This is a genomic window from Erysipelothrix sp. HDW6C, assembly GCF_011299615.1.
Classification (GTDB): domain Bacteria; phylum Bacillota_I; class Bacilli_A; order Erysipelotrichales; family Erysipelotrichaceae; genus Erysipelothrix.
Window position 1 is genome coordinate 545,800 of the sequence record NZ_CP049861.1, and the last position, 22,541, is coordinate 568,340.

Consider the following 22,541-nt stretch of genomic DNA (forward strand, 5'->3'; position numbering starts at 1 on the left):
TCTCCGGCTTCTTTTTATAAATTATTAATGTAGGTAAGTTCGCTGCCATCAGCTTCGTATTTAACAATACGTGAAACATTGTCATTTGCTGCAATTGCTTGTTCTGATTCGCAAATTTCTACAATAAAATAAGCAGTGTATTCGAGTTGGTAGGTTCTCAAATCAAAAATATCGGTATAGTCAAATAATATCACCAATGAAAACTCGGTTCCGTTTGGGAGGCGTTCCAAATCATCACAGTCAATTTGAATGGCATTGCTGAGATCAATCTCGAATTCTTCAGAAGAGAAGAGAATGTTGTGTTTAAACTCATGAACATAGTTCTTCTTAAGGCGTAAGGGAAGTGGTGAAACAATGTGTTGGCTTGTTATGACCAAATCCTTGATATGGTTGTCAGAGATATTCATAATCGTAAGATGATCAAGGAGATAGCGACTGGTGCTATCCACCGTATATTTACAATGAAGCAAGGGCATTACCTCGTCAGCGCGTTCGTTGAAATGCGTGATGCGCACATCATGCTTGGATTCGCGACGTCGTTGATTCTCATGACTGATCGTAAGGTACAGGGCAACCATCGTAATTAAGCCCCCAGTAATAAACCCGATAAAGCCAATCCATCCATCTGCAGAACCCACTTTGGGTAGATTAAGATTGGTCTCGTGATACAAACTCTTGCCTAATAAAATGATACTATATGCAAAGGGAATCGAGAAAACTACAAAATTGAATGTACTAATTTTGATTGCATCATCGACCAAGGACCACTTGCCACGTTTAAGTTTGCGACGAATGAAAATGAGGTAGGTTAATACAATCATACCTAGAGCCATAATGACACTGACTTTCAGAAAAGAACCGAAGTAAAGATAACGAGGTTTGATATCGAGAAGTATCGGTTTCATAATGAGCCCAAATGCAAGGACCACGAGTGCTACAACAATATCTACAATGATAATTCTGTTTGGTTTCTTATCCATAATGTACCCCTATTCTCTATTAAATATAATATAAGTAGGTTCTAATACTGAAAAGTATTCATATATGACTATGAGTGATGTGATTGATGTCTTCGTTTATTCAAAAGGTATTGGAGAAAAAGTCCAAACAAAGTACTGATGGCAAAGACAAGAATTTGGTGAAGTAAAAGTGCTGACCAAGGTGACAAAATGTTAGTGGATAAAATGTACAACGGACGCAGTTTGATTAGAACAAACTCATGGATTAGATAGGTCATGAGTGTGGCGTTTGCGAGTGTTTTAAAAACCATCCGGGTACGACATGCAAACGTTGCCTTATTTGCGAACCATTGAGAAATTACAAGTGTGGCAATGACAGATACAGCAGTAAACAATCCGTTTCTATCATCAAGACGTATGAGAGACCCATTGATAAACGCTGGATCATTGCGCGTGAAGGCAACGGAAATACCAACACAAACAATCATTGTTATTGCAGCAAAAACCGCATAACTCCGTCTAAATGTGCGAGTAGGCATCAGATTGAAAATCAAATGTCCTAAAATGAAATAGCCAAGCGTCATTGAGAAGTATCCATATTGGAGAAGTGGAGAAACACTGATTCCACTCATTGTTTCAAGTGTCGGAATAAAAGATCCAAAGAAAATGCACAGACCACAAAAAATCAGATGTTCCTTGCGTGACATCGACTGGCACAGGACGCGAATAAAAGGAAGACAAATAAGAAGCCCTGCGAATGTGTATAAAAACCACAGCGGAACCCGAAAGGGTTCAGAAATGATTGTTCTAAAAAAATAAAATAATGAGAAGTCCCGCAGACTTTGGTATTCGTAAAGTTGGAAACAATAATAGAATAATGAAGCGAGTACAAGGACAGTCAGAATCTTAAGAACACGCTGTCTATAGACAACAGAAAATGATTCGATCTTAGGAATTAAGAGAGCACCACTTACAGCGAAGAATATTCCAACAGCGACTTTGCTTGTAAAGAAAGCAGCTAACAATCCCGACAGTGTCGCAGCATCAACGCCAAAAGTAATTACTTCAGGGATGTTAATTGTATGATTGACGATAACAAGAAATGAAGCAACAATTTTCAAGATGTCAAAAATTGGATTTCGTTTAGTTTCCATAGTTTTCTGCTGCATAACTGGGTGCGTAGGAGTGGCCAAAATCAAGGGCAAAGAAATCATTGAGAAAACGTGCATAGTCATCAATAGACTTAAAATTAACGCGTGCAGTAGTTTGATTTTCAACTTCTTCAACAATCTCCAAATTCATAATGGGATGCTTGAAGTCACCGATTGAAAGTATGTAGGGTTTACCCTCCGTAATCTTGGCATTGGTCTCAAAATACAATTGACAGGCATTGCTATCAAAACGCGCATGTTCTTTCTTTATACCGGCCATGGATTCAATGGTGATTCTTCCATCAAAAAATTGAATTTCATCGAATCGTGTGCGTTCGAAACATGTGTAGATCACCAATGAAAGGATGATCATATTGTAGACAAGCCAGTAGATTCCATAGTTTCCTGTGATACCTTGCACAAGATAAACATACAGCGCAATGAAGTGGAAAAGGAGCAAGACAATGTGTGGCCATGCAGCGCTTAGATCAAAAGAACGCTTGTTTAGCGTTACCCCCTTTTTGGTAACTCTAAAACGGGCGGATGCTCTTCGTGGGATAAACAACTCACGTAGGAATGCGAAAAAAAGTTTGGGTGCAACAAGATATTCCATAACCTGACTTACAATGAGGCTAGTGTGACCTTGTGTTGTAATTCGGAATGTAAGATATTGTGAGAATAACGAAGGCAACCAAAAGGATAGAAAGACAAGGGGGTGTATTTTGATAAACTGTACTCCACCGAAAATAACTATAATAGGCAGCAAGAGATAGACAAGCTTCGAGAATGTTGACAACCAATAGATAACACCGTATCCATAAATAAAACGCTGTTTGATGCTCAGCTTTTCTTTGTTATAAATTCCATACTTTTTGAGAACTTGGATGGTTCCGCGTCCCCAACGATTCTTTTGTTTAATATAATCGTCAACGGTTTCTGCCGAAAGCCCACTTGCCAATTGTTTGTTTACAAAGGCGGACTTCCATCCTTTGTTTTGGAGTAAGAGTCCTGTTGCCATATCTTCAGTGATGACGCCACTTGCAAATCCACCAATTGAATCCAGTGCTGATCTGCGGAACAGCGCGTTGCTGCCGATGTACATCATTGCATCTTGTGTGTCTCTAGCCGGTTGCAAAACGCGCATAAAGAGATCTTGGTCGTTTGCGTAACGGCGCCCCAACTTCAGATTCTTTTGGAAGATATCAAGATTGTAAAATGTCTGAGGCGTTTGTACGAAAGCTACAGTGGGATCGTTAAAGTGATCCATTGTCTCGGTAAGGAAGTTGCGTTTAAGAACCATGTCAGCATCCTGTGTTACGATGATTTCCCCGGTAGTGACCGCCATAGCATTATTTAGATTTCCTGCTTTTGCATGAAGATTGTTTTCACGGGTTATGTAGTGTACATTCAAGTCAGCACATAATTCCTCAACATCTTTGCGTTTCCCATCATCACAAACATAAACATTGAGTTTTCCACTTGGGTAAAGGACATTCTTTGCCCCTACGATTGTAGGTGTGATGACACTCAGCGGTTCATTGTAAGTTGCGATAAAAATATCCACTGAAGGAAGTGGACTGGATCGTTTCATTTTTTCTTTTTCCTCAAATGGTGTCCAAAAGAGGATCAGTGCATAAACTGATTGTACAAGTCCAAACAACTCAGTAACAAGGATTAAGATGCTCCAGACGATATTCTGTGCAGCGTCCAGAGGCAATGTGAAAAAACTGCGATACATCAGATAAACTAGTTGCAAGATTATTGTTACACAAAGCAAAAATCGAATATTTCGATTTCCATTTTGATACATTAAATAAGCCAAATAAACCAATAACATTGACACCAGTCCATAAGAAAAGACCAACATACTTAAATTCATATTAAAACCCCACCCATTTCTTTTCAAATCGTGTATATACCCCAGATTTAATAAAGTACACAATGCTCAATATTATATCACTTTAATATTTATCGGCAACCTTGCTCCGAGGGTGAGGTTGATTAACAAATGCATTTCGCATATACTTTTAGTGAGGGTAGAAACGAGAAATAGAAATGAAACGATTTATAATAGTATTATTAATGAGCTTACTCATTGTGAGTTGCTCATCAAAGCAAGAGGAGAAACCAAAGGCAGAACCTGAGAAACCAGCAGTGATAGAAAAACCTGTTGAGAAACCAGTGGTCACGGAATCCAAACTAATTACAACAGAATGTACTTCGACAAGTAGTGAAGATATTGGATTCGACTCAATGTCATTTACACATAAAGATGACAAAATAAAAACACTGATCATTAAAGCAGAAATGCCAGTTGATTCGGTTGAAATAGCAGATATGATTGACGCTGAAGATAAAGAAGAATTTTATGCTGAGATGGGATACCCTGATGAGATTGAAGTGTTACTCGAACGCAGTGGTGATACATCATTCACATTAAGCATGATTATTGACTCAGAGAATGCAACACCTGAACTTTACGAGTTCTTTGAAGAAGCGGGTGGCGCGTTTAAACTGATTAACTCAATGTCACCGAAGTTGTTAATCATGGCCTTAGAGACACAAGAAATGGCTTGCAAGAGCGAATAATAAGGTGTCACAATAACCACGAGTCTTAGGATTCGAGTTTTTCTTTGATTTATAAAAAGACGAATGCAGGTGCATCCGTCTTTTTTGTTGTAAGGAAATCTAAAAAATGAAAGTTGATAAGAGTGCAATGATTGCTAAACCACCTTGCGTAAGTATAATCTTCTTATTGCTAGTAAAACTTCCATACGTCGCAACACAGATAATATATACCAGAACAAGTCTCGAAATCTCCAATGCCGACCCTGAGAAAAACAGTGCGTATAATAGAAATACACCAATCAGTCCATTGTAAACACCTTGGTTCTTAAGTAAAACCTGAATCGAAGGGTGTGCGATCGTGGCGTCATTCAAATTAAAAACCTTACTTGTTTGTTTTGATGTTGTGGCGAATGTTTCGAGATACATGATAAAAAAGAATTCAATTGCAACGAATACAATTAAGAGCGATGAAATGAATGACATAGAGTTTCTCCTTAAAAATTCGTTTTTATTATAGTTCTGATGTTTGTCATATGCAAGCGATGTGCGCTATCACAAAGAGATGATGAAATATGAACTTTATAAATTAAACGTTCGAGTATAAACAAAAATTTATATGAACGCCTATCAAAAATACGGTTTGTTACATCACAGACAACTTTCGTCACAATTTGAAGATTATATTAAAATTGTGAGTTAATATACACAATGAAGATTAAAACAAGTAATTGCATGTGCGATTACAGATACCTTCAATCGCAAAGTAATAATGAAAGAGAAGGAAACCTATGACAAACAAACTAAAAAAAATTCTGAATGTAACTATTGCAGTAATGATAATGATGTTAGGAGCTGGCGCAATTCATGCGGCAGGTGACGAAACGATAGCAGATATATTCTTGGACTCAAAACTTGCATCTGCAGTAGCGAATCAATTAGGGAAAGCTGTGTCAGATCCCGTTGAACAAACTGAATTGAATTCTATAAAGGAAATTTTAATTACAAATGAAGCTGTTGCTGATTTAACAGGTCTTGTAAGACTAGAGAACTTGATTCGATTGAAAGTTACAAATGGTTCACTTACTGATTTATCAGAATTATCCTCAATGACCCAATTAAGGTTTCTCTATATTGGGTCCAATGATATTACAGATCTTGAGCCTATTCGCAGTTTAGTGAATCTTGAAGGATTGGAAATTTATAAGAATGCAATTTCCGATATTACACCACTGAGCAATATGCCGAAATTAACCTACTTGCATGCATACGGTAATGCCATAACCGACATAGCGCCATTGGCAGCTCTGCCAAGAATTGAAAGGTTGGATTTAGGACTTAATCCTGTAGGGGATGTATCACCACTTGCTAACGCCGTATCATTGACAAGTCTTCAGTTAAACTCAACAGACATTTCTTCAATTGAACATTTGTCACAACTTGTAAATTTGAAGAAACTTGGTTTCTTTAATAATAAGGTAGAAGATATTAGTGTACTTGAAAATCATCCAACACTGAAATCACTTGATTTCAGTAAGAACAACGTGAGTGATATCAGCATATTAGAAAACATACAAACATTAACAGAGCTTCGATTCAGTGAGAATAATGTCCAAGATATCGAAGCATTAAAAAACTTAAAACAACTTACAATTCTGGATGCTAGTATAAATAAAATACAGGATATTCAAGATTTGCAGTTACTAACACAGGTGGATACGCTCTTAATAAATGACAATGAAATTCACGACATTAGCTTCTTATCAGAGTTTAACAGTATGTCGAAATTCTCTGCCGCTAACCAGAAAATTGCACTTGATACTGTGGATCAAGGAGTATCTACAGAAATAAAAATCAGCGATAGAAATAATGAGGTTCCTGCTTTGAATTTCGTGACACAAGGTCTTTATGAGAATGGTGAACTTACATGGGAGCATGCAGAATCCAATCAATTGACCTGGGATAATGGAACGAACTTCAGCGGAAGCATTAATCAGGATGTTTCTGAAATTCAGTTGAATAATTATACTGTTACTTTTGATATGGGGTCTGCAGATTCCAATCAAATATCCAGTCAAACTATTGTAGAAGGCGACACAATCGTTCCCGTTGAAGCACCACAAAGAGACGGGTTCACATTTGAAGGATGGGGAATAAATACGCCTACCGGTTACATAAAGTGGGATTTTATAAACGATAAAGTTCATAATGATATCACGCTGGTTGCACAATGGGCAGCAATTGCTAAACCCAATTTGCCACATGATGATACACAGATACCACTCAATCCAAACAACTCAGATGAATTGCCACAAAGTGATGCAACCCAACCAACACAAATAATGTTGGGAAATAGCAAACTTCCACAAACTGGGATTTCGAATCACTCACTATTAATCGGAGCTATCTTGATGATTACTGGATGTGCTGCCATCGCAATAAGAAAGGGAAAAGCATCCTAAGATCTGCAAAAGATAATTGTATAAATTACTATACTAGAGTTCTTCGTCCGGAAGGCTCTAGTTTTTCTATTATCTTAGGATTGAGGAGACAATTTGTCGTATAAATACACTTAAAAAGAGGTGTTAAGCCCCGCAAAATCGTCAGTTTGAAAATCTTAATAAAGCAAACAATGTTTAAATTATTTAAATATCGTTCAGGTTGTAATGAAATGATTTAAAAATATCGCTAAAATATTGGTTTTATGTCACTGAGAAGTGCATTAATGACATCGGGTCACATTATGAATATAAGAATGGTATTATTCGGATTGCTAAGTATGTGTGCAATATTAACATACAGATTCTGCAATCGGAGGAAGATATGAAGAAAATATTTACAAGTTTGCTCGCTATAATTTTAGCGATTACCTCGTTCGTCGGTTCGGGTGTTGGAACAACATCTGTCTACGCGGATGGGAACTCAAGTTCTAATAATAATGTTACCTTGAGTATTCCCAATTACAACCCTTCTGAGGGATGGCTAGCGGGTACTGTTTATGACATGAGAATCGCTGTGAAATTTGATGGCGACCTTCAAACAAAGAAGCAAGTAAAAATTACACTTCCCGAAGGAATCCGATTTGATAAAATCCCTGTTGAAAATCCTGAAACAATTGTTGATAAAACAGTTGACACAGTTGCAACATGGTCAAAGTACATACAAAAAATTGAACGACCTAAACGACACGCTGAATATAACTCTTATAATGGGGAATTGATCTATACAATCGACCCATCAATGGATGGTCTGATTATTGATAGTATCTCTGTATCTGTAGATATGACGCTTTACTATGGTCCAAAGGTATTCAAAAGTTCTGAAGGAAATGGAATACAAGTCGAACTATTAGAAAATGATATTTCAACGTCCCGTGCTTCACTCGATGTTAACGCTACGGGTGTTACTACGATGGCATTGACTGTAAACTATGCTCCAGTTATGCAATCTTTCCCTGAAGATGGGAAAAGATACACTGGAACAGGTTTTTCATTCTACCGTGCCGGTCATGGTTATACATTACCTTTCTATCTAAAGAGTGGTTACTTGGAAACACCGATTCCAGAACAAATGAAAGTTCACGATGTTACATCATCACCTAAAAATCCCGGAAAGACAATCATTAATGAGACTCGTAAAGTCACGGAAACGACATATGATACACCGATGTACTTAACGATTCCTGGAAAACCAGCAACAACCTACGCGGGAGGTTATTTTATTTATGAAATCCCAGCGAGTGCTACACCATCAGAAAAAGATGCAACAGGTAAGTACAAACCTTACGAAGCAGCTATGGTATCTGGTTATGTAGAGACTTACGATGGAACGATTCTTCCGATTCGAAATACAAACAACTATAAAATGTCACACGTCGTATTGGATGAGAACGACCCAGAAGCAAATAATGAAAAACTAACAATTGTTGCTTCACAAAGAAATTACAGTTCAAATAAACTACCGGCGGGAACAGAAGAATTTAAAATTATCGCCGCAAACTTTAGTATTGTAAATGGACCTTCGAAACCTAAAAAAGCCCAATGGTTAGAGTATTTTATTGGTGATGGTTTTCTAGCTGATGAAATTTCATTTCCAGTAAGTGCAGGACAACCGAAACCTTCCATAATGTATTATAGAACGAGTTTCGATGCTCCCGATGCCCCACTTCGCGAAGCAAAAGGAAACCAAATTATCATTTCAAGAAAGCATGAAATGACAGGTTATGCTATCAATAGAAAATCAATCCACCTACAAAATGGCGAATACTTAGTTTATGCGAAAGCATTTATTGGTGATGTCGGTGCATCAACAGGAAATGAGGGTAACTATCTTGGTCGTCCAACACTTTTTGCTTTTGGTAAACTTTCAGATGATCCCGCAGTTACATCTGCTAAGATGAAACTGAAAACATGGTCGGATGATGGAAGTGGTGGTGTGGTACCAAACTCCTTAACGGACACTGATGCTTATGTAAATCGCGATAAGATCGGTCGAGAAAACCTAAGTTCTGGTGTGGTGAGTGGTAAAGACGGAACGATTGTTGCAGGAGGTGTTGTTAATGGGACGACACCAGTGGCTCCATTACAAATTACCGCTCAATTCGCAAACAATGGGTTTAACTATAGTAGTCAGGCAATGAGTATTCAAAACCCGACATTTTATATTCGTGTTCCGAAATATACGACTGCAGCGATGACAGATGCAAGTGGATTGAGCTTAGTTCAAGACAGTATTGTTGTAAGACAAACAGGGAATTCAACACTTGAGTATGAAGTCAGTGGACCGACATACAGTAATGTGGATGAATCCGCAATCTATAAAGTCACTACAAAAAACGCTAACTATGGACATTACTATGGAGCGCGTGATGCTGCTACTACGACAGCGCCATATGTGACGCAACCGATTATGCTTGATTTTAAACTTGAAGCATCCATTATTGGTGGCGGAAATTATGATCTTAAAGATATCATCTTTATTGAAATGCCGGATGGAAATTATTTCCAACCATCCTATGGTCAAATTGCGGTCGCAAAAGATAACTTTAATGTTCGTGGCGATGGCAAAAGAGGAAATATTTCAACAGTAAACTCTGTTCCGTTTAGTGTTGTATCGCAAAAAGCATTGTTAATCGATACATACTTCAAGAAACAAGGCAGTGACTATCGTGAACCGGCATATAACCCAACACTCGGGAATGCCGTTGATTTCACTGCGGGTTCTGAATCGGGATATTATGTAGATATCATGAATAACTCCGGTGAAGCGATGACAGAGCTTACGACCTATGTTCCGTCTCCAAAAACAGGGATTGATTTTGGGGATCTCATTCATGGTGAGGGTGGCGAAACCTTCAACTGGGATATGACCATCATTCCTGTCTACGAAACCGAAGTGTATGTTCGTAATGATGCAGGCGTTGTTGTGAAACTGGAAGATGGACCAGAAAAACAAGCCATTGAGAATAAATATAAAGTATCGTATTCCAACACGGCACGTGATGAGAACTTCGCCGATGCAACCTTTGATCAATCCTCGCCCAATGGTGAAACAACCATGATTCGCATTAAGAATGTGGGTGGTATGGAAGATGGGGAGCGCATTGTCTATAAGTTTACGTATCTTATTGCGGAAACAAGTCAAACAATTAAGGATCATCCAGAAAAACTCACGACTGTGAATGCATTCCGTCCGTACTATAAGTTTAAGTCATCTACTGCATCAGGATCTCAAGTAGGAACCCTTGCAGCAGGTCGTCTTGAAATGGCAGAGATCAGTGGAAAACTCTTCTTAGATAAAAACCAAAACGGTATCTTTGATGCCGGTGATGAAGTCTTAGACCAAGTAAACATCAAAGCCCAAGCAAAGAATAAAGATACAGGTATCTTTGATGGTGATATCTCTGAAGGCATGACAGATGAGAACGGTCATTATAAACTCGATGTTGCCGTGGGTGAGTATCGTGTTGACTTCAATGACTTACTCTCCATGGATGACTATGAAGACTATCAATACTTCACAATTCCAAAACAAGGAAGTGATGATGCTGTCGACTCGGATGTTGATTACATCACCAAAGATGACTTGATTGCCGGTACGGTTGTGGTGGACTCACTCGATGATGTGCATGCAAGTGCCATCTCTGCAGGTGTGCTCGACTATCAAGGACAAGTCAAAGCCGACAGCCTTGAAGATGTGGAACTCCTTGCACCACTCAGTGGACCGCAAGCCTTACCGCAAACACAAAGTGTTGAGTTTACCCTCACAAACATCCTTAATATGGATCTGATTGATCAAGATTCCTTAGTATGGACAAGCTCTGATAACACCGTTGCCACAGTCGCTCAAAACAGTGAGAAACTGTTTGGTGGTGATATCACGGCGAAGAAAGTCGGTGTGACGACTATCACTGTCACATTCAAGGATGTCTTTGGAAATGACCAAACACTCAGTGTCAATGTCAAAGTGAATCCAAATACAGCACCTGAATTTACCTTCCCAACAGCCGGTAAGACGGTAACTTTCGAAGCGAAAGCCAATACAGAAGCAAACAAGATTCAAGCATGGACGGATGTCTTTGCAGGCCTTGAAGCACATGACGGTGAAGATGGAGAAATGACCGATAAGATTGCTTACTCTGTCTTACCTGAAAACTTTGATGTCAGTGTCGCTGGAACTACAGAAATCATCATCAGTGTTACGGATAGTGATGGAAACAAAACTCAAGATACCTTAACGGTTATCGTAACGGATACGACAGCCCCAGACCTTGCAATCACAAACAACCATTTATACATCCTTCAAACCGATGTAAATGAAGGTGTGGAAGCATCGTGGGTCAAAGAACACGGAGTCATTAGCTACAGTGATATTGTCACTGCCGAAGAGGACCTAACAGTAACCTATACCGGATTATCCAGTGTGAATACAACGACACCGGGTGATACACAATTCAGTGTCCGTGTTGTGGATGAAGCAGGGAATGATGTTGAGAAAACTGTCACGGTCACGATTGTACCGAAGATGAGTGCCAACGCAAGCATTACCCTTATTCCAAGTGAAGTCGCAGGTGCAGATTGGAAGACGTTATCTGGAGTGGTTGCTTACAAAGTATCCCCAACCAGCAGTGTTCCTTATACCGTGTTTGATATCGATGCCACAAGCGTCTTGACAACACCCGGAACCTACACCTTAACCATCACAACCGAAGATGGCCAAACAACGACAGTATCTGTAGTCGTCGTGGGTGCGAGTGTTGAAAACTATGATCTTTATGTCAACTTAGATGATGTGAAAGATGAAGCATGGTTCATTACGGAAGCAGGCATTGTCGCATCTCCAGTCAGTGGTTCTGTAACGAACCTTGATTTAAGTGGTGTTGATTTCACAACAGCCTGTGATTATGACATCACCATCTCAGTAAGCTATGATGGCAAAACAGGAACCCTTGATCAAACACTCAAGGTCCATGTCCTCCCTTACTTAAGCGCGAAAGCCGTTGTGATGGATGCCCAAGGACTTACAGCAGAAAATCTTGCTCAGAAAATCTTAACCGCATCCCAAGCAGTCGCGTATGATACCAGCGATGCAACACAGAAAGTGGCCTACCCACTGACGCTTGAAGCAGGGTATACAGTGGACACCAGTGGCGTTACCATTGCGAATGGTGAGTACACAGCCGTGATTACAGCTCCCAATGGAGAAACAGTCAGTGTCAGTGTGAAGATTACGGAAGATGCCACCATCAGTGTGGATTCCCCACTGTACTCACGTACCGGAACGGTTCGTGATATGGACTGGATTAAGCATGAATCAAACATGAGTTGGACCCCTTCAAACCGTGTACCAACGATTAATGGAACGGTTGATTATACAACCGCAGGCACCTACAACCTCTCTGCAGCTATTACCAATGGTACAGATACAGACAGTGCAGCGTTCTCAGTGATTATCATGGATAACATGAAACCAACACTCGAAAACTTAGTCATCAATGCGACTGAAGTATCAACACTCAACTTGGTTGAGCGTGTCGGTATTAAAGCGTACGATCTAAGCAATCCACTTCAAGCGGTTGAAACACCGGTGAGTGTGGGTGGTGAAACCATTCAACCTGTTGAAGGAACCTACAATGTAATCTTCACAGCTGCTGACAATACACCGGTCAATTATACCGTTACGGTAGTTGAAACGGTTACTATCAAAGCCGACCATAGCGACCTTTATGTTCGTATGGGAAATGTGAAAGACACTGCATGGATCGCAAGTGAAGCAGGACTTACAATCACACCGTCAACCTTAACCCCAACCTTCACAGGAACTGTGGACTATGGTGTTGCCGGAGATTATGAAGTAGTGTTACGTGTTGCGAAGTCGGATACTGACTTTGCGGAAACAACCATTACCGTTCATGTCGTTGCACCAATCAGTGGTCATGATATTGTGGTGAATGCCACAGATGTAGCGGGACTTGATCTCTCTGCACTGGTACAACGTACTGAAACCACATCATGGATTGTGGATGATGCCCATACAGCCCATGTCGCCTTGGCGAATGAGTATACCTTGGGAGGCGAAACCATTCTGAATACAGAAGGGGATTATGCTATTACCTTAAGTACATCACAAGAAACAAAGAACATCAATGTAACTGTAATTGAAGATTTAGAACTGAATGTGACTCATGAGAAACTGTATGTGAAACAAGGTGATGCGAAAGATGCATCATGGATTGAAACAACAGCGGGAATTACGTCTGGTCCATTAAGTACCGTCTTGTCGATTGATGAGAGTGCTGTGGATTATGCAACTGCAGGAATCTATGATGTCGTAATTACGGCAGCACGTCCTGACAACAGTGCACAACTCACAGAAACGATCAAACTTGAAGTTGTCCCAGCAATGAGTGGAACACAAACCCTCAGTGTGGATATTGAAGACTTGAAGACGATGGATAAGGATGCAATCCTCGCAATGGTGAGTCCATCGGCATGGAATGTAGCGGATGGTATCTCAAAGACAGTCGTGACATCCTTTACAATTACCGAAACGATTAACGAAGTGGTTGGAACCCAAACACTCACCGTTGTCGCTGATAATGGGGAAACACTCAGTGTGACCCTCACGGTTACAGAGATTGTCCCAGACCTTGAACTCAGCGTGGCCAATACAACCCTTTATGTAAAAGAAGGCGATGTGATTGATAACACATGGATTCAAGACAAGGCTGTGGTAAGCTTCAGTCCAAGCAACGCTGTGATCAGTGTCGTTGGCTCTGTTGATACCTCAACTCCTGGAAACACGAGTGTTGTGATTAAAGCAACATTCCGTGATCAAACACAAACAAGACCCGTTCAAGTGAGTGTTATGCCGAAAATGAGTGTTGTAAATAATACAATTACCCTACCATTAAGTGAACTATCTGAAACAAAAATCCTTGCAATGGTAAATGCGAGTGCATGGAATACAAACAATCCATTGAGTGCGGAAATTGTATCAGTATTCACCGTTGAGAACATGCCATCGACATCGGGAACATTCAATAACGTTGTGATTAAGGCAGCCAATGGCGAGTCCGTCACAGTGAGTGTTACCGTAGTTAATGACATTGTGGCAACAACGGAGTATTCAATTATTGCCGATAGTGTGCGTATCAATATTCATGACTTAAAGAATGCGGACTTCATTGCATTATCCAATGCAACCGGACTAAAGACAGTCAAGAATACCGATGGCGATGTTCTTTATACCGAAGCAGCACCAGTCTCTGTGAAGAGTGCATTACCTGAAACAGTCGGTACATACACGATGACACTTCAAGCAGGAACTACAACAAAAGATATTCAAGTGGTTGTCTACGATACAGGATTCTTAGAAATCCAAGCGAAAGATGTCAGCATGAAGTGGTCTGAATTTAGTTCCATGAGTGAAGCAGAACTGGAAGCAGAACTCTTGAAACGCAGTGGAGCGAAAGTTGTGAATACGACCACAGGTGAAGAGTACGGAAGCGATGCGATTGAAGTGAAACATAACTTGAAGAGCGTGGTAACAGGACCTGGAACCTATGAAGTATCCTTGAACTATTCGTTGAACCAAAACAATTTGGGCGTGCGCTCGAAATATGCACGAAGCAATGAGAGTGTTGTGGAGTTTTCATCAAAAATCACCTTAACGGTTGATAATGATACAGAGAACCCAGCAGTCCCTGTGAATCCCGGAAAGAATGATGGCACAAACAATCCATTACTTCCAGGAACAGGGATGACACCTGTTGCACCAATTTATGCATCAACGATTGCGTTACTCGGAGTCTTGATTCTTGCAGTCAAGAAACTACGCGAGGAACTACGTAAGTAATTATCTCGCAAAGCGACTTCGTAAGAGCACTCTATGTGTTCACCATGCGAAGTCGCTTTGCATATAGCGACATCTAAAACACATACAAGTAGTCTTGAAAGGTTGAAAAATAATGAATGAAATATTAATTGTTGAAGATAACATTGAATACTTACATCTCCTTGAACGTATTCTCAAAAGAAATGGTTATGAGGTAGATACTGCCGACAATCCGATTACGGGTCTGGAGTTATTGGCAAAACATAAATATGATTTGTTAATCTCGGACTTATACCTCGAAACCATTGATGGTATTCAATTAATCACCGCTGCAAAGAACATTGATAGTGATATCAAAGCGATTATTTTGACAGGTAAACCTGGTGATGGAACCGAGCTTGCCGCGGTAGAAAATAATGTGGATCTCTACTTGGAGAAAAGCAAAAGCATGGATCTAGTACTAAAATACATTGAGCAAGTTCTAAAGAACAAAGTTGGATCGACTGCACAGGAAATGATTCTTCAATCGAAGCAACAGAAACTAATTGTAAATCTTAAGACACATGAAGTGCGTCGTGATGGTGTTCTGATAGACTTAACACCGATTGAGTTCCACATACTGCAAATGTTTCTCGAGCGTAAGAATGAAAAGTTAACACGTGAGGAAATCATTGAAACGGTTTGGGGAACTGAGGAAACCGGACTTCGAATTATTGATGTCCATATTAAAAACCTACGTGATAAACTGAATGTATTCTCAATAGTGACAGTACGAGGTTGTGGATACAAGTGGAATGAAAGTATTGTTTAGTAGGCCAGTTTCCTATTAGTGTATAAACATATTTCAAAGGTACTGTACTCATAAACTGTACCGACATATTTATAGTTGAATTGATTTAATATTGCAAAAAAGCGAACATATTCAAAAATGTTTGCTTTTTTTCTGATCTAAATAGTTGGTGTATTCTTTGTAGCGATACGTTGCTCCAATTTCATACGGGATCTAAATGTTAAAATAACATATGCTTCTCTGATGAAAAGGAGACCACCTACAATCCTTAGATCATCTCCAAATAATTTTTGTAGTATGAACGAAAAGAAAACAACGTCTAGTACGATAGCAATTGAATCTGAATATGAACTTTTCATATGTCCTACCTTCGTTTCCTAGAATAACAATGATTCTACGCTGATAATATCGTCCAAAAAAATGTTCGGGTAATGACCGAGTATGAGTGGGGCAATCATCAGAAATGTTTTCTGTGTTTTAGTTTAACCCTATCGTAACATTATATTTTTGATTTGTTAAAGAAATGTTAAGGCGCTGGACTTAAAAAATAAACTGAGGTCCTCAAACTCAAATGCCAACTATTTCGGTCATTCAATGAAATCTGAAGAAAAAATGTTGAATTTATTTCACGGCCTAGATTCTCGCTGATATTTTCTCTTGAATAAATTCAATGCCCAAAAAAGGAAGATGCTCATTTGAGTATCTTCCTTCTTGCTCGTCCTATCAACAGTACAATAGATAAAATTATAATTAATCCAAAACAAACAATAATAGTGTAATCATAAGGTAAGGTATTCATATGGTAATCAGGATCAAAATCACGGCCATTTGCTCGGATGTAATTATAGATTTGATTGATTTGCCAAAATGCATTGATTCCCAACAAAGATAATGCGATTTGAATAGTACAAATTATCTTCTCTTTCATGCCTTTTCATGCCTTTCTAGATTATATTCTACGTTAATAGTGCTCCAATCAATAACCTCGGTTTCGACGATATAGTCAACGTCATCATATATTTTCTAAGTACGTGTGAGTATGAACACCATTATGTATAGTAAAAGCGTTAGAGCTAAAAACATTTAGATTATCTTAAAACCCAGAAACACTATTTATTTGAATTTGATTTAGTAGTAATCAACCGATTCATAAAGAGTATCGAAATGAAATATAAAGCAAAAGCGGGAGTAGTTTTTATTGGAGGAAATTTAATTGAATTTTCGTAAAATAAATAAGCGACAAACAAAATTATAATTAGACAGCCTACCAGATTATTTTTTATGGAATCTGAAGTGATACAAAACGCAAGAGCAAAATGGAGGAAGATTAGGAGTAATAATAGTGGAGTAACAAACAAATCATTGCTAGTCTTAAATCCGAAAGAGGCAGTGAAGATTATATAGAACAAGGTAACTAGAACTACTGGAGAAAAAGCGAGAACAACGAGTATCCATTTCAAAAATATGTAAACGTTTTTCTTCATAATTGACTCCACAAATTTTTCGAACTATCGCCATATTTGGTTGACAGGTAAGAGTGAAATGCATAGGAAAAAATTTCTAAGTCGTACATTGGATACTTATCGGCGATGATGCCCTTAAAATCTTGAAAATGTTCGAGTTCAGTCAAAGAATTAGAAAGTTCCGTTCCAAAATTCGTAAGACCGACAATAAATGTCTCTTTGGGATTGTACGGAACTGTTTTCGAAAAGAGAACAGTTGCGCAATGTGCATTATGGATTTGATGTAAATGATAGGTTACAGTATCTTGTGGGTAAGAGTCAAGACTGAGATCCAATTGCGTCACAGTCTTGGAAGCAGTATTTTTTTGAAGTGCGAAAGTAAGCAATATATCCCGAACGCAATCAATATTAATTTTCATAACAAATACCTCCTATAAAAATTATACTAGACTATCAATGTATTATCAAAATTAATATATATTAATAGTATATTGGTGCCATCGGCGTTGCGTATGCGAACACCGCACCTACGCAATTTTGATACGCACAAAGACATTGTGAAAATAAAATTACCGTAAACTGCGCGTTCCTAAAGCGGGATTCTTTATTTGAAGAATAGAATAACTAGGTAGATAATATCTGTATCCTAGTTAATGAGTGTTTAAATCAAAGATTGTATTAGTTAAATTCGACTACTAGAACTGGGTCAAACTCACTAACAAGAGAGTGTAATGTGATCTCTGGAAGTAAGTCTAAAGTGCTTGATACTTTGTCTATTTTTTTGATCTGAAAGCGGAATTACTTCACTAAGAAACAAATCAGTAGCTTGCGTGTCTGATTTTGAAACTAGTGTCTCGTGTTCAAGTTGAATGTTTTCCAAATTAAATATATATAAGGTTTCTTCTTCAAGAATTGCTAACCCGTATTTTATAGATATTTTAGTTCCGATTATTTGATCTCCATATTGTTTTGGAAGTGATGGATAACTACCCATCAAAATAAGTGTATTGTCGTTATATTGGTAGAACCGATCATAGTATGTATGCAATCGCTCGGTTGTAACATTAATATCTTTTATTTCATGCTGACTTCTTGAGAAGGGGGCAAACTGCGTGTCGGTTAGATTGTTAAAAAAGATTAATTCTTTCCCAAAAACTAGTTCTTGATTAGATGGGTCAGGATTTTTTAATACGAATCGCTTTGACGGAAGCGAAAGAACATCAATGCTCTTTTTCGGGCTGAGAGCTTGCATTGCAAATATTGATATAACAACCGTAAATACTGCGGCAATAAGTGATATTGTTAAAATCTTTGATTTTTTTGTCATACTAGCCTCCGCGTTCATTCTAGCATTGAGGTAGTTTTATTACAATAATCACCAGAGTAAGGTAATAAGCTAATGGGTTAATCAGTTTAAAATGGGGTACTGTGTTTGCAATGGATGAATTGGTTAAGACAATAAATGTTGGTAAAGAAGATAGTCAAAGGTTTTCAATCGAATTGCCACAAATGTCATGTGAGCAAATCGATACAGTACTTCAAGAAGCGTTCCTGAAGTCTAAGACTATATCTATACAGTTAAAGTTCAAAATAACGTGGATCGCTTGTATAAAGACCGTGCAGGTAAATTTAAGTGGTTTGCGGATGGAGAGCACTTTTATCTCGGTGGTGAAGCGATTGATGGGCAGATATTAGGCATGTAGAAATAGTGAAATAGGAGAACAGTATGACGCTATTCTTTTGTTTTCGCTCTCAAATGTATGTGTGTCAAACGAAAACCCACTAATTAGTGGGTTGAAATGTATATGGTGGAGTTGGCGAGAGTCGAACTCGCGTCCAAGAAATGTTCCACATTTAGACTTCTACAGTTTAGTCACATGTAGTTAATCAAGGTTGGGACATGTGACCAACCGACCCCTTGATGTGCTCAGAGATTTTCGAGACCAAGCTAGAGCAGACTTGGACCTTATCCTTTGTTGGTTAGGTGATACTCATTGCCCAAAGGCTAAAACGTTGAGTATCAGGCTGCAAAGCTAAAAGCTAATTAAGCAGCGAATTGTAAACTGTTATTGTTTCCAGTTAAGTTTTGTTTGGCCTTAAGGGAGCCACGCCACTGCAATCTAAATCAAACGAAATCCTGTCGAAACCATGACAACCCCGTATAAATATTATAACACGGAGTCGCGATTGCTACAATGTGAATACACAATCAGGATTGTGTAAAAAAATGTGTAATCCAAAGCAACCTAGAAATATATGTAAATCATAGAATGATTATTTTAATAGCTATAATCTTAAACCGTTGTATATTAAAGGACTTACTGTTGATAACAACAGCATTAAAACACTCATGCCCTCTAAAGTCGGTTGGTCAATGTTTGACAAGGTAGTCATCAAACTAAGTTTGATACAAATCGATAGTTGAGTGTGCTTATATTTTGGCATGAATATTGATTGCTTTTCGATAGTTTACATTTGGAAAGCATCATTTTATTAAATGATTGTTGACAATCTACCGCAATTGATATATTATTAAATAACAGTTGTTATTTAATTGAAAAGGAGATAGTATGGCAGGTCCAAAAATTAAATTTAGTAAAGATCTAATTAAAAGTAGAACAATGGATTATATTGAACTTTATGGAATTGAAAATCTAAATGCGAGGAAGCTAGCCAATTATATTGGTTCTTCGACCCAACCTATTTTTCGAGTCTTTGATTCTATGGAAGAACTTATTGAGGAAACATACGGATTAATTGAAGATAAGTATAATCAGATTGTAGATGAGGAATTCAATAAAGCCGAAATTCCTTTCTTAGGAATCGGAATCGGATATATTCGATTTAGCCAAGATCATCCAAATTTATTTAAAGCCTTATTCCTTTCAAATCATTATAAAAACGAATCCCTTGCTTCCCTCTTTGAAGGAGATGAGAGTTCAGAGTCAATTAAAATGATGTCTCAAATGATTGGAATTAATCTAAAAGACGCCCAGATATTGATGCGAAATATTTGGTTACTTACACACGGAATTGCAACTGTTATGGCATACAATGATATCCAATACTCAAAGAATGAGATTACATCAATTCTTGGTGCTGGATTTCGAGGATTCATTTCACAATTAAAGGAGAAAGAAAATGAATAAAAACTTTATGAAAGCGTTAGGATTTTCACTATTAATGTTAGTGTTTCCAATAATATCATCAATAATAATACAGGTAATGCAAGTCACTGATGATGCAACTGCATTTGTTATACAAGCTGTGGCCTTTGGTATCGCAGCAATAATTGGACTTGGAATAATGAGACGAATGAAACTGTCTCTTCACGTACCGTTTAAGAATTCGCTCAAAGATGTTCTTTGGTTTTTACCACTAATTGTTATTGAGGTTCTTGGATTAGTGCTTGGTTTTCAAACAAATTTAAGTGTATCATATGTACTTTCACTTTTGATATTTACAATTTGTGTTGGTATTAGTGAGGAAGTTTTTTTCAGAGGCATTGTACTAAGAATTCTTGAAAGAAAGAACAAAAAATATGCAGTCATAGTTTCATCAATATTTTTTGGAATTCTACATTTAGCAAATTTAGCTGGAGGCGTAAGCATAGAATATGCCCTACTTCAAGTTGTCTTTGCATTCCTATTCGGGTTCATTTCAGCTAATCTAGTAGTAATTACAAAATCACTTTTACCGGTAATTATCTGGCATTTTACCCATGATTTTATATCATTTATGAGTGGAGATACACTCAATAGTCTTTCACTCATGATTTTAGGTATTCAGTGTATAATAATGATTGTGTACTCAATTTACTTATGGAAAAAGTTACCCATTCAAAAATAATAAAAAAACTAGAACGTAGAGGGTAACCGCCAATGTTCTAGTTTTTTTATTTCAAATTTTCCGCAGTACTTAACACGATCATACAATCACTGAAATCGGGTGTATCTCATTTCTGCGAATTGCCCAAATTGATGCACGGATTTGAGTGTGAAGCGTTTTATAGCATCCTCTTGTGTGAAAAGGGGGATTCCGGATCCCAATAAGACAGGGGCAATTTGTAAGATAATTTCATCAACACGATTTGCGTTCAAGAGATGGGAAAGGATGGTGTTACCACCAACAATCCAAATGTTCTCTGATTTGAAAGTGTCAATAAAGCGAATGACATCACCGCTGATTGGTGTGAATCTATCAATAAGTGCTTCGCTTTGGTGGGTAAATACGTAGTTTTCGGTGGTGCTGTAAAAGTCTGATATGTTTGGGATATCTTTAATGGCATCGTAGGTACGTCTGCCCATGATTGTGACATTCATTTCTTTGTAAAAAGAATCATAACTCGTTTCTTCGACACTGCCAGAATCGTGCAGCCAATCGAGTTGGTGGTTCTTGTCGGCAAGATAGCCGTCCATTGTGATGCACCCATAAAAGTATAGTTTCATCCAGTAACCTACTTTATGATAGAAGTCCCGAATTTGTCTTTATCGATTGTGGCGCGTACAGCCTCTCTCACGACGGATTCGAACTTGTTGTTATCGAGTGATGTAACACCTTCTATTGTTGTCCCACCAGGCGAGCAAACGCGTTTGGTGAGAATCTGTGCATCGACGCCGCTTATTCGTAAGTAGTCAGCACTACCTGCAACTGCTAGGGCAGCGATATCGAGTGTCTCCTCATAAGAAAGGCCTTCTTCCATTCCTTCTTTTGCCATTGCATCAATAAACTTAAATACAAAGGCTGGTGAGCTTCCGCCGATTGCGCTGAAACCGCTGAACTGTGCTTCGTCAATTTCGATAATTTCACCAAGGTGATTAAAAATATCGCGCACTGTGTTCAAGTGTTCGGGCGACGTGAGGCTATTGTGGCAAATTGCGGAAATTCCTTTTTGAATTGCGACATTGAGATTAGGCATGACGCGGACGATTGCAATATCTCCTGTCATTGCGGTGATGTCGTCCAGTGATAATTTTGCTGCAATGGAAACAATGGTTTTGCCTTTCAAGAATGGCTTAATTTCAGCAATTATTTCAGGAAATTTCTCTGGTTTAACACTTAAGACGATGATGTCGGATTCGATAACGCACATCTCATGATTCGATGCTGCATGAACTCCCAGTTTGCTAGCCTTAAAGAGTGTATCCTCTGGGGTGCGTGCGCTGATAACAATACTGTTTTTATCTGGCATGCCTTGAATGATTGCTTGGGCCATATTGCCAATTCCTATAAATCCAATTTTCATGATAATCCCTCCATAACTCTATTTTCTACCCAA

At 38.5% G+C, this 22,541-nt stretch carries 14 protein-coding genes and 1 other RNA gene; 6 read left to right on the forward strand and 9 right to left on the reverse strand.

Annotation, left to right across the window (positions count from 1 at the left end):
• Positions 1-14 precede the first annotated feature (14 nt).
• From G7062_RS02385 to G7062_RS02395, 3 genes are all read right to left on the reverse strand, one after another.
• The gene (locus G7062_RS02385; RefSeq protein ID WP_166064327.1) at positions 15-980 is read right to left on the reverse strand and encodes a hypothetical protein; all 966 of its coding nucleotides are present in this window, start codon (positions 978-980) and stop codon (positions 15-17) included.
• A 68-nt stretch (positions 981-1,048) separates the two neighbouring features.
• Positions 1,049-2,113 (reverse strand): acyltransferase, encoded by a 1,065-nt coding sequence (locus G7062_RS02390; protein ID WP_166064328.1) that lies wholly within the window; start codon positions 2,111-2,113, stop codon positions 1,049-1,051.
• Positions 2,103-3,989 (reverse strand): glycosyltransferase, encoded by a 1,887-nt coding sequence (locus G7062_RS02395; protein ID WP_166064329.1) that lies wholly within the window; start codon positions 3,987-3,989, stop codon positions 2,103-2,105. Before G7062_RS02395 ends, G7062_RS02390 begins: the two co-directional genes overlap by 11 nt.
• 176 nt (positions 3,990-4,165) lie before the next feature.
• Here G7062_RS02395 and G7062_RS02400 point away from each other — a divergent pair, with 176 nt between their 5' ends.
• Positions 4,166-4,699 (forward strand): hypothetical protein, encoded by a 534-nt coding sequence (locus tag G7062_RS02400; protein ID WP_166064330.1) that lies wholly within the window; start codon positions 4,166-4,168, stop codon positions 4,697-4,699.
• A 99-nt stretch (positions 4,700-4,798) separates the two neighbouring features.
• On the opposite strand, the gene G7062_RS02405 is transcribed toward G7062_RS02400, so the two are convergent.
• Positions 4,799-5,161 (reverse strand): DUF1304 domain-containing protein, encoded by a 363-nt coding sequence (locus G7062_RS02405; protein ID WP_166064331.1) that lies wholly within the window; start codon positions 5,159-5,161, stop codon positions 4,799-4,801.
• A gap of 305 nt (positions 5,162-5,466) precedes the next feature.
• Here G7062_RS02405 and G7062_RS02410 point away from each other — a divergent pair, with 305 nt between their 5' ends.
• The 3 genes from G7062_RS02410 (at position 5,467) to G7062_RS02420 (ending at position 15,821) form a co-directional block, all read left to right on the forward strand.
• On the forward strand, positions 5,467-7,137 hold the full coding sequence (locus tag G7062_RS02410) for a leucine-rich repeat domain-containing protein (RefSeq protein ID WP_166064332.1): 1,671 nt from the start codon (positions 5,467-5,469) through the stop codon (positions 7,135-7,137).
• A 361-nt stretch (positions 7,138-7,498) separates the two neighbouring features.
• A complete protein-coding gene (locus tag G7062_RS02415) occupies positions 7,499-15,031 on the forward strand; it encodes an SdrD B-like domain-containing protein (RefSeq protein WP_166064334.1) in 7,533 nt (2,510 codons plus the stop codon).
• A gap of 112 nt (positions 15,032-15,143) precedes the next feature.
• Positions 15,144-15,821 (forward strand): response regulator transcription factor, encoded by a 678-nt coding sequence (locus tag G7062_RS02420; RefSeq protein WP_166064335.1) that lies wholly within the window; start codon positions 15,144-15,146, stop codon positions 15,819-15,821.
• Between the two features lie 1,459 nt (positions 15,822-17,280).
• Here G7062_RS02420 and G7062_RS02425 read toward each other — a convergent pair.
• The 3 genes from G7062_RS02425 to ssrA all read right to left on the reverse strand — a co-directional run bounded on the left by G7062_RS02425 (position 17,281) and on the right by ssrA (position 19,422).
• Entirely contained in the window at positions 17,281-17,682 is a 402-nt protein-coding gene (locus G7062_RS02425) for a DUF2513 domain-containing protein (protein WP_166064336.1), read from the reverse strand.
• 296 nt (positions 17,683-17,978) lie between these two features.
• Complete coding sequence (locus G7062_RS02430; RefSeq protein ID WP_166064337.1) at positions 17,979-18,590, reverse strand: hypothetical protein; 612 nt, start codon at positions 18,588-18,590, stop codon at positions 17,979-17,981.
• Positions 18,591-19,069: 479 nt separating this feature from the next.
• Positions 19,070-19,422: a transfer-messenger RNA gene (gene ssrA / locus G7062_RS02435) on the reverse strand.
• Between the two features lie 411 nt (positions 19,423-19,833).
• Between ssrA and G7062_RS02440 the strand changes: the two genes are divergently transcribed.
• Complete coding sequence (locus G7062_RS02440; protein WP_166064338.1) at positions 19,834-20,412, forward strand: WHG domain-containing protein; 579 nt, start codon at positions 19,834-19,836, stop codon at positions 20,410-20,412.
• Entirely contained in the window at positions 20,405-21,112 is a 708-nt protein-coding gene (locus tag G7062_RS02445) for a CPBP family intramembrane glutamic endopeptidase (protein ID WP_166064339.1), read from the forward strand. Before G7062_RS02440 ends, G7062_RS02445 begins: the two co-directional genes overlap by 8 nt.
• Before the next feature lie 86 nt (positions 21,113-21,198).
• Here the strand turns inward: G7062_RS02445 and G7062_RS02450 are convergent, their stop codons facing one another.
• Together G7062_RS02450 and proC are read right to left on the reverse strand one after the other, a co-directional pair.
• Entirely contained in the window at positions 21,199-21,711 is a 513-nt protein-coding gene (locus G7062_RS02450) for a dihydrofolate reductase family protein (RefSeq protein ID WP_166064341.1), read from the reverse strand.
• A gap of 8 nt (positions 21,712-21,719) precedes the next feature.
• Complete coding sequence (proC, locus tag G7062_RS02455) at positions 21,720-22,508, reverse strand: pyrroline-5-carboxylate reductase (protein ID WP_166064342.1); 789 nt, start codon at positions 22,506-22,508, stop codon at positions 21,720-21,722.
• Positions 22,509-22,541 lie beyond the last annotated feature (33 nt).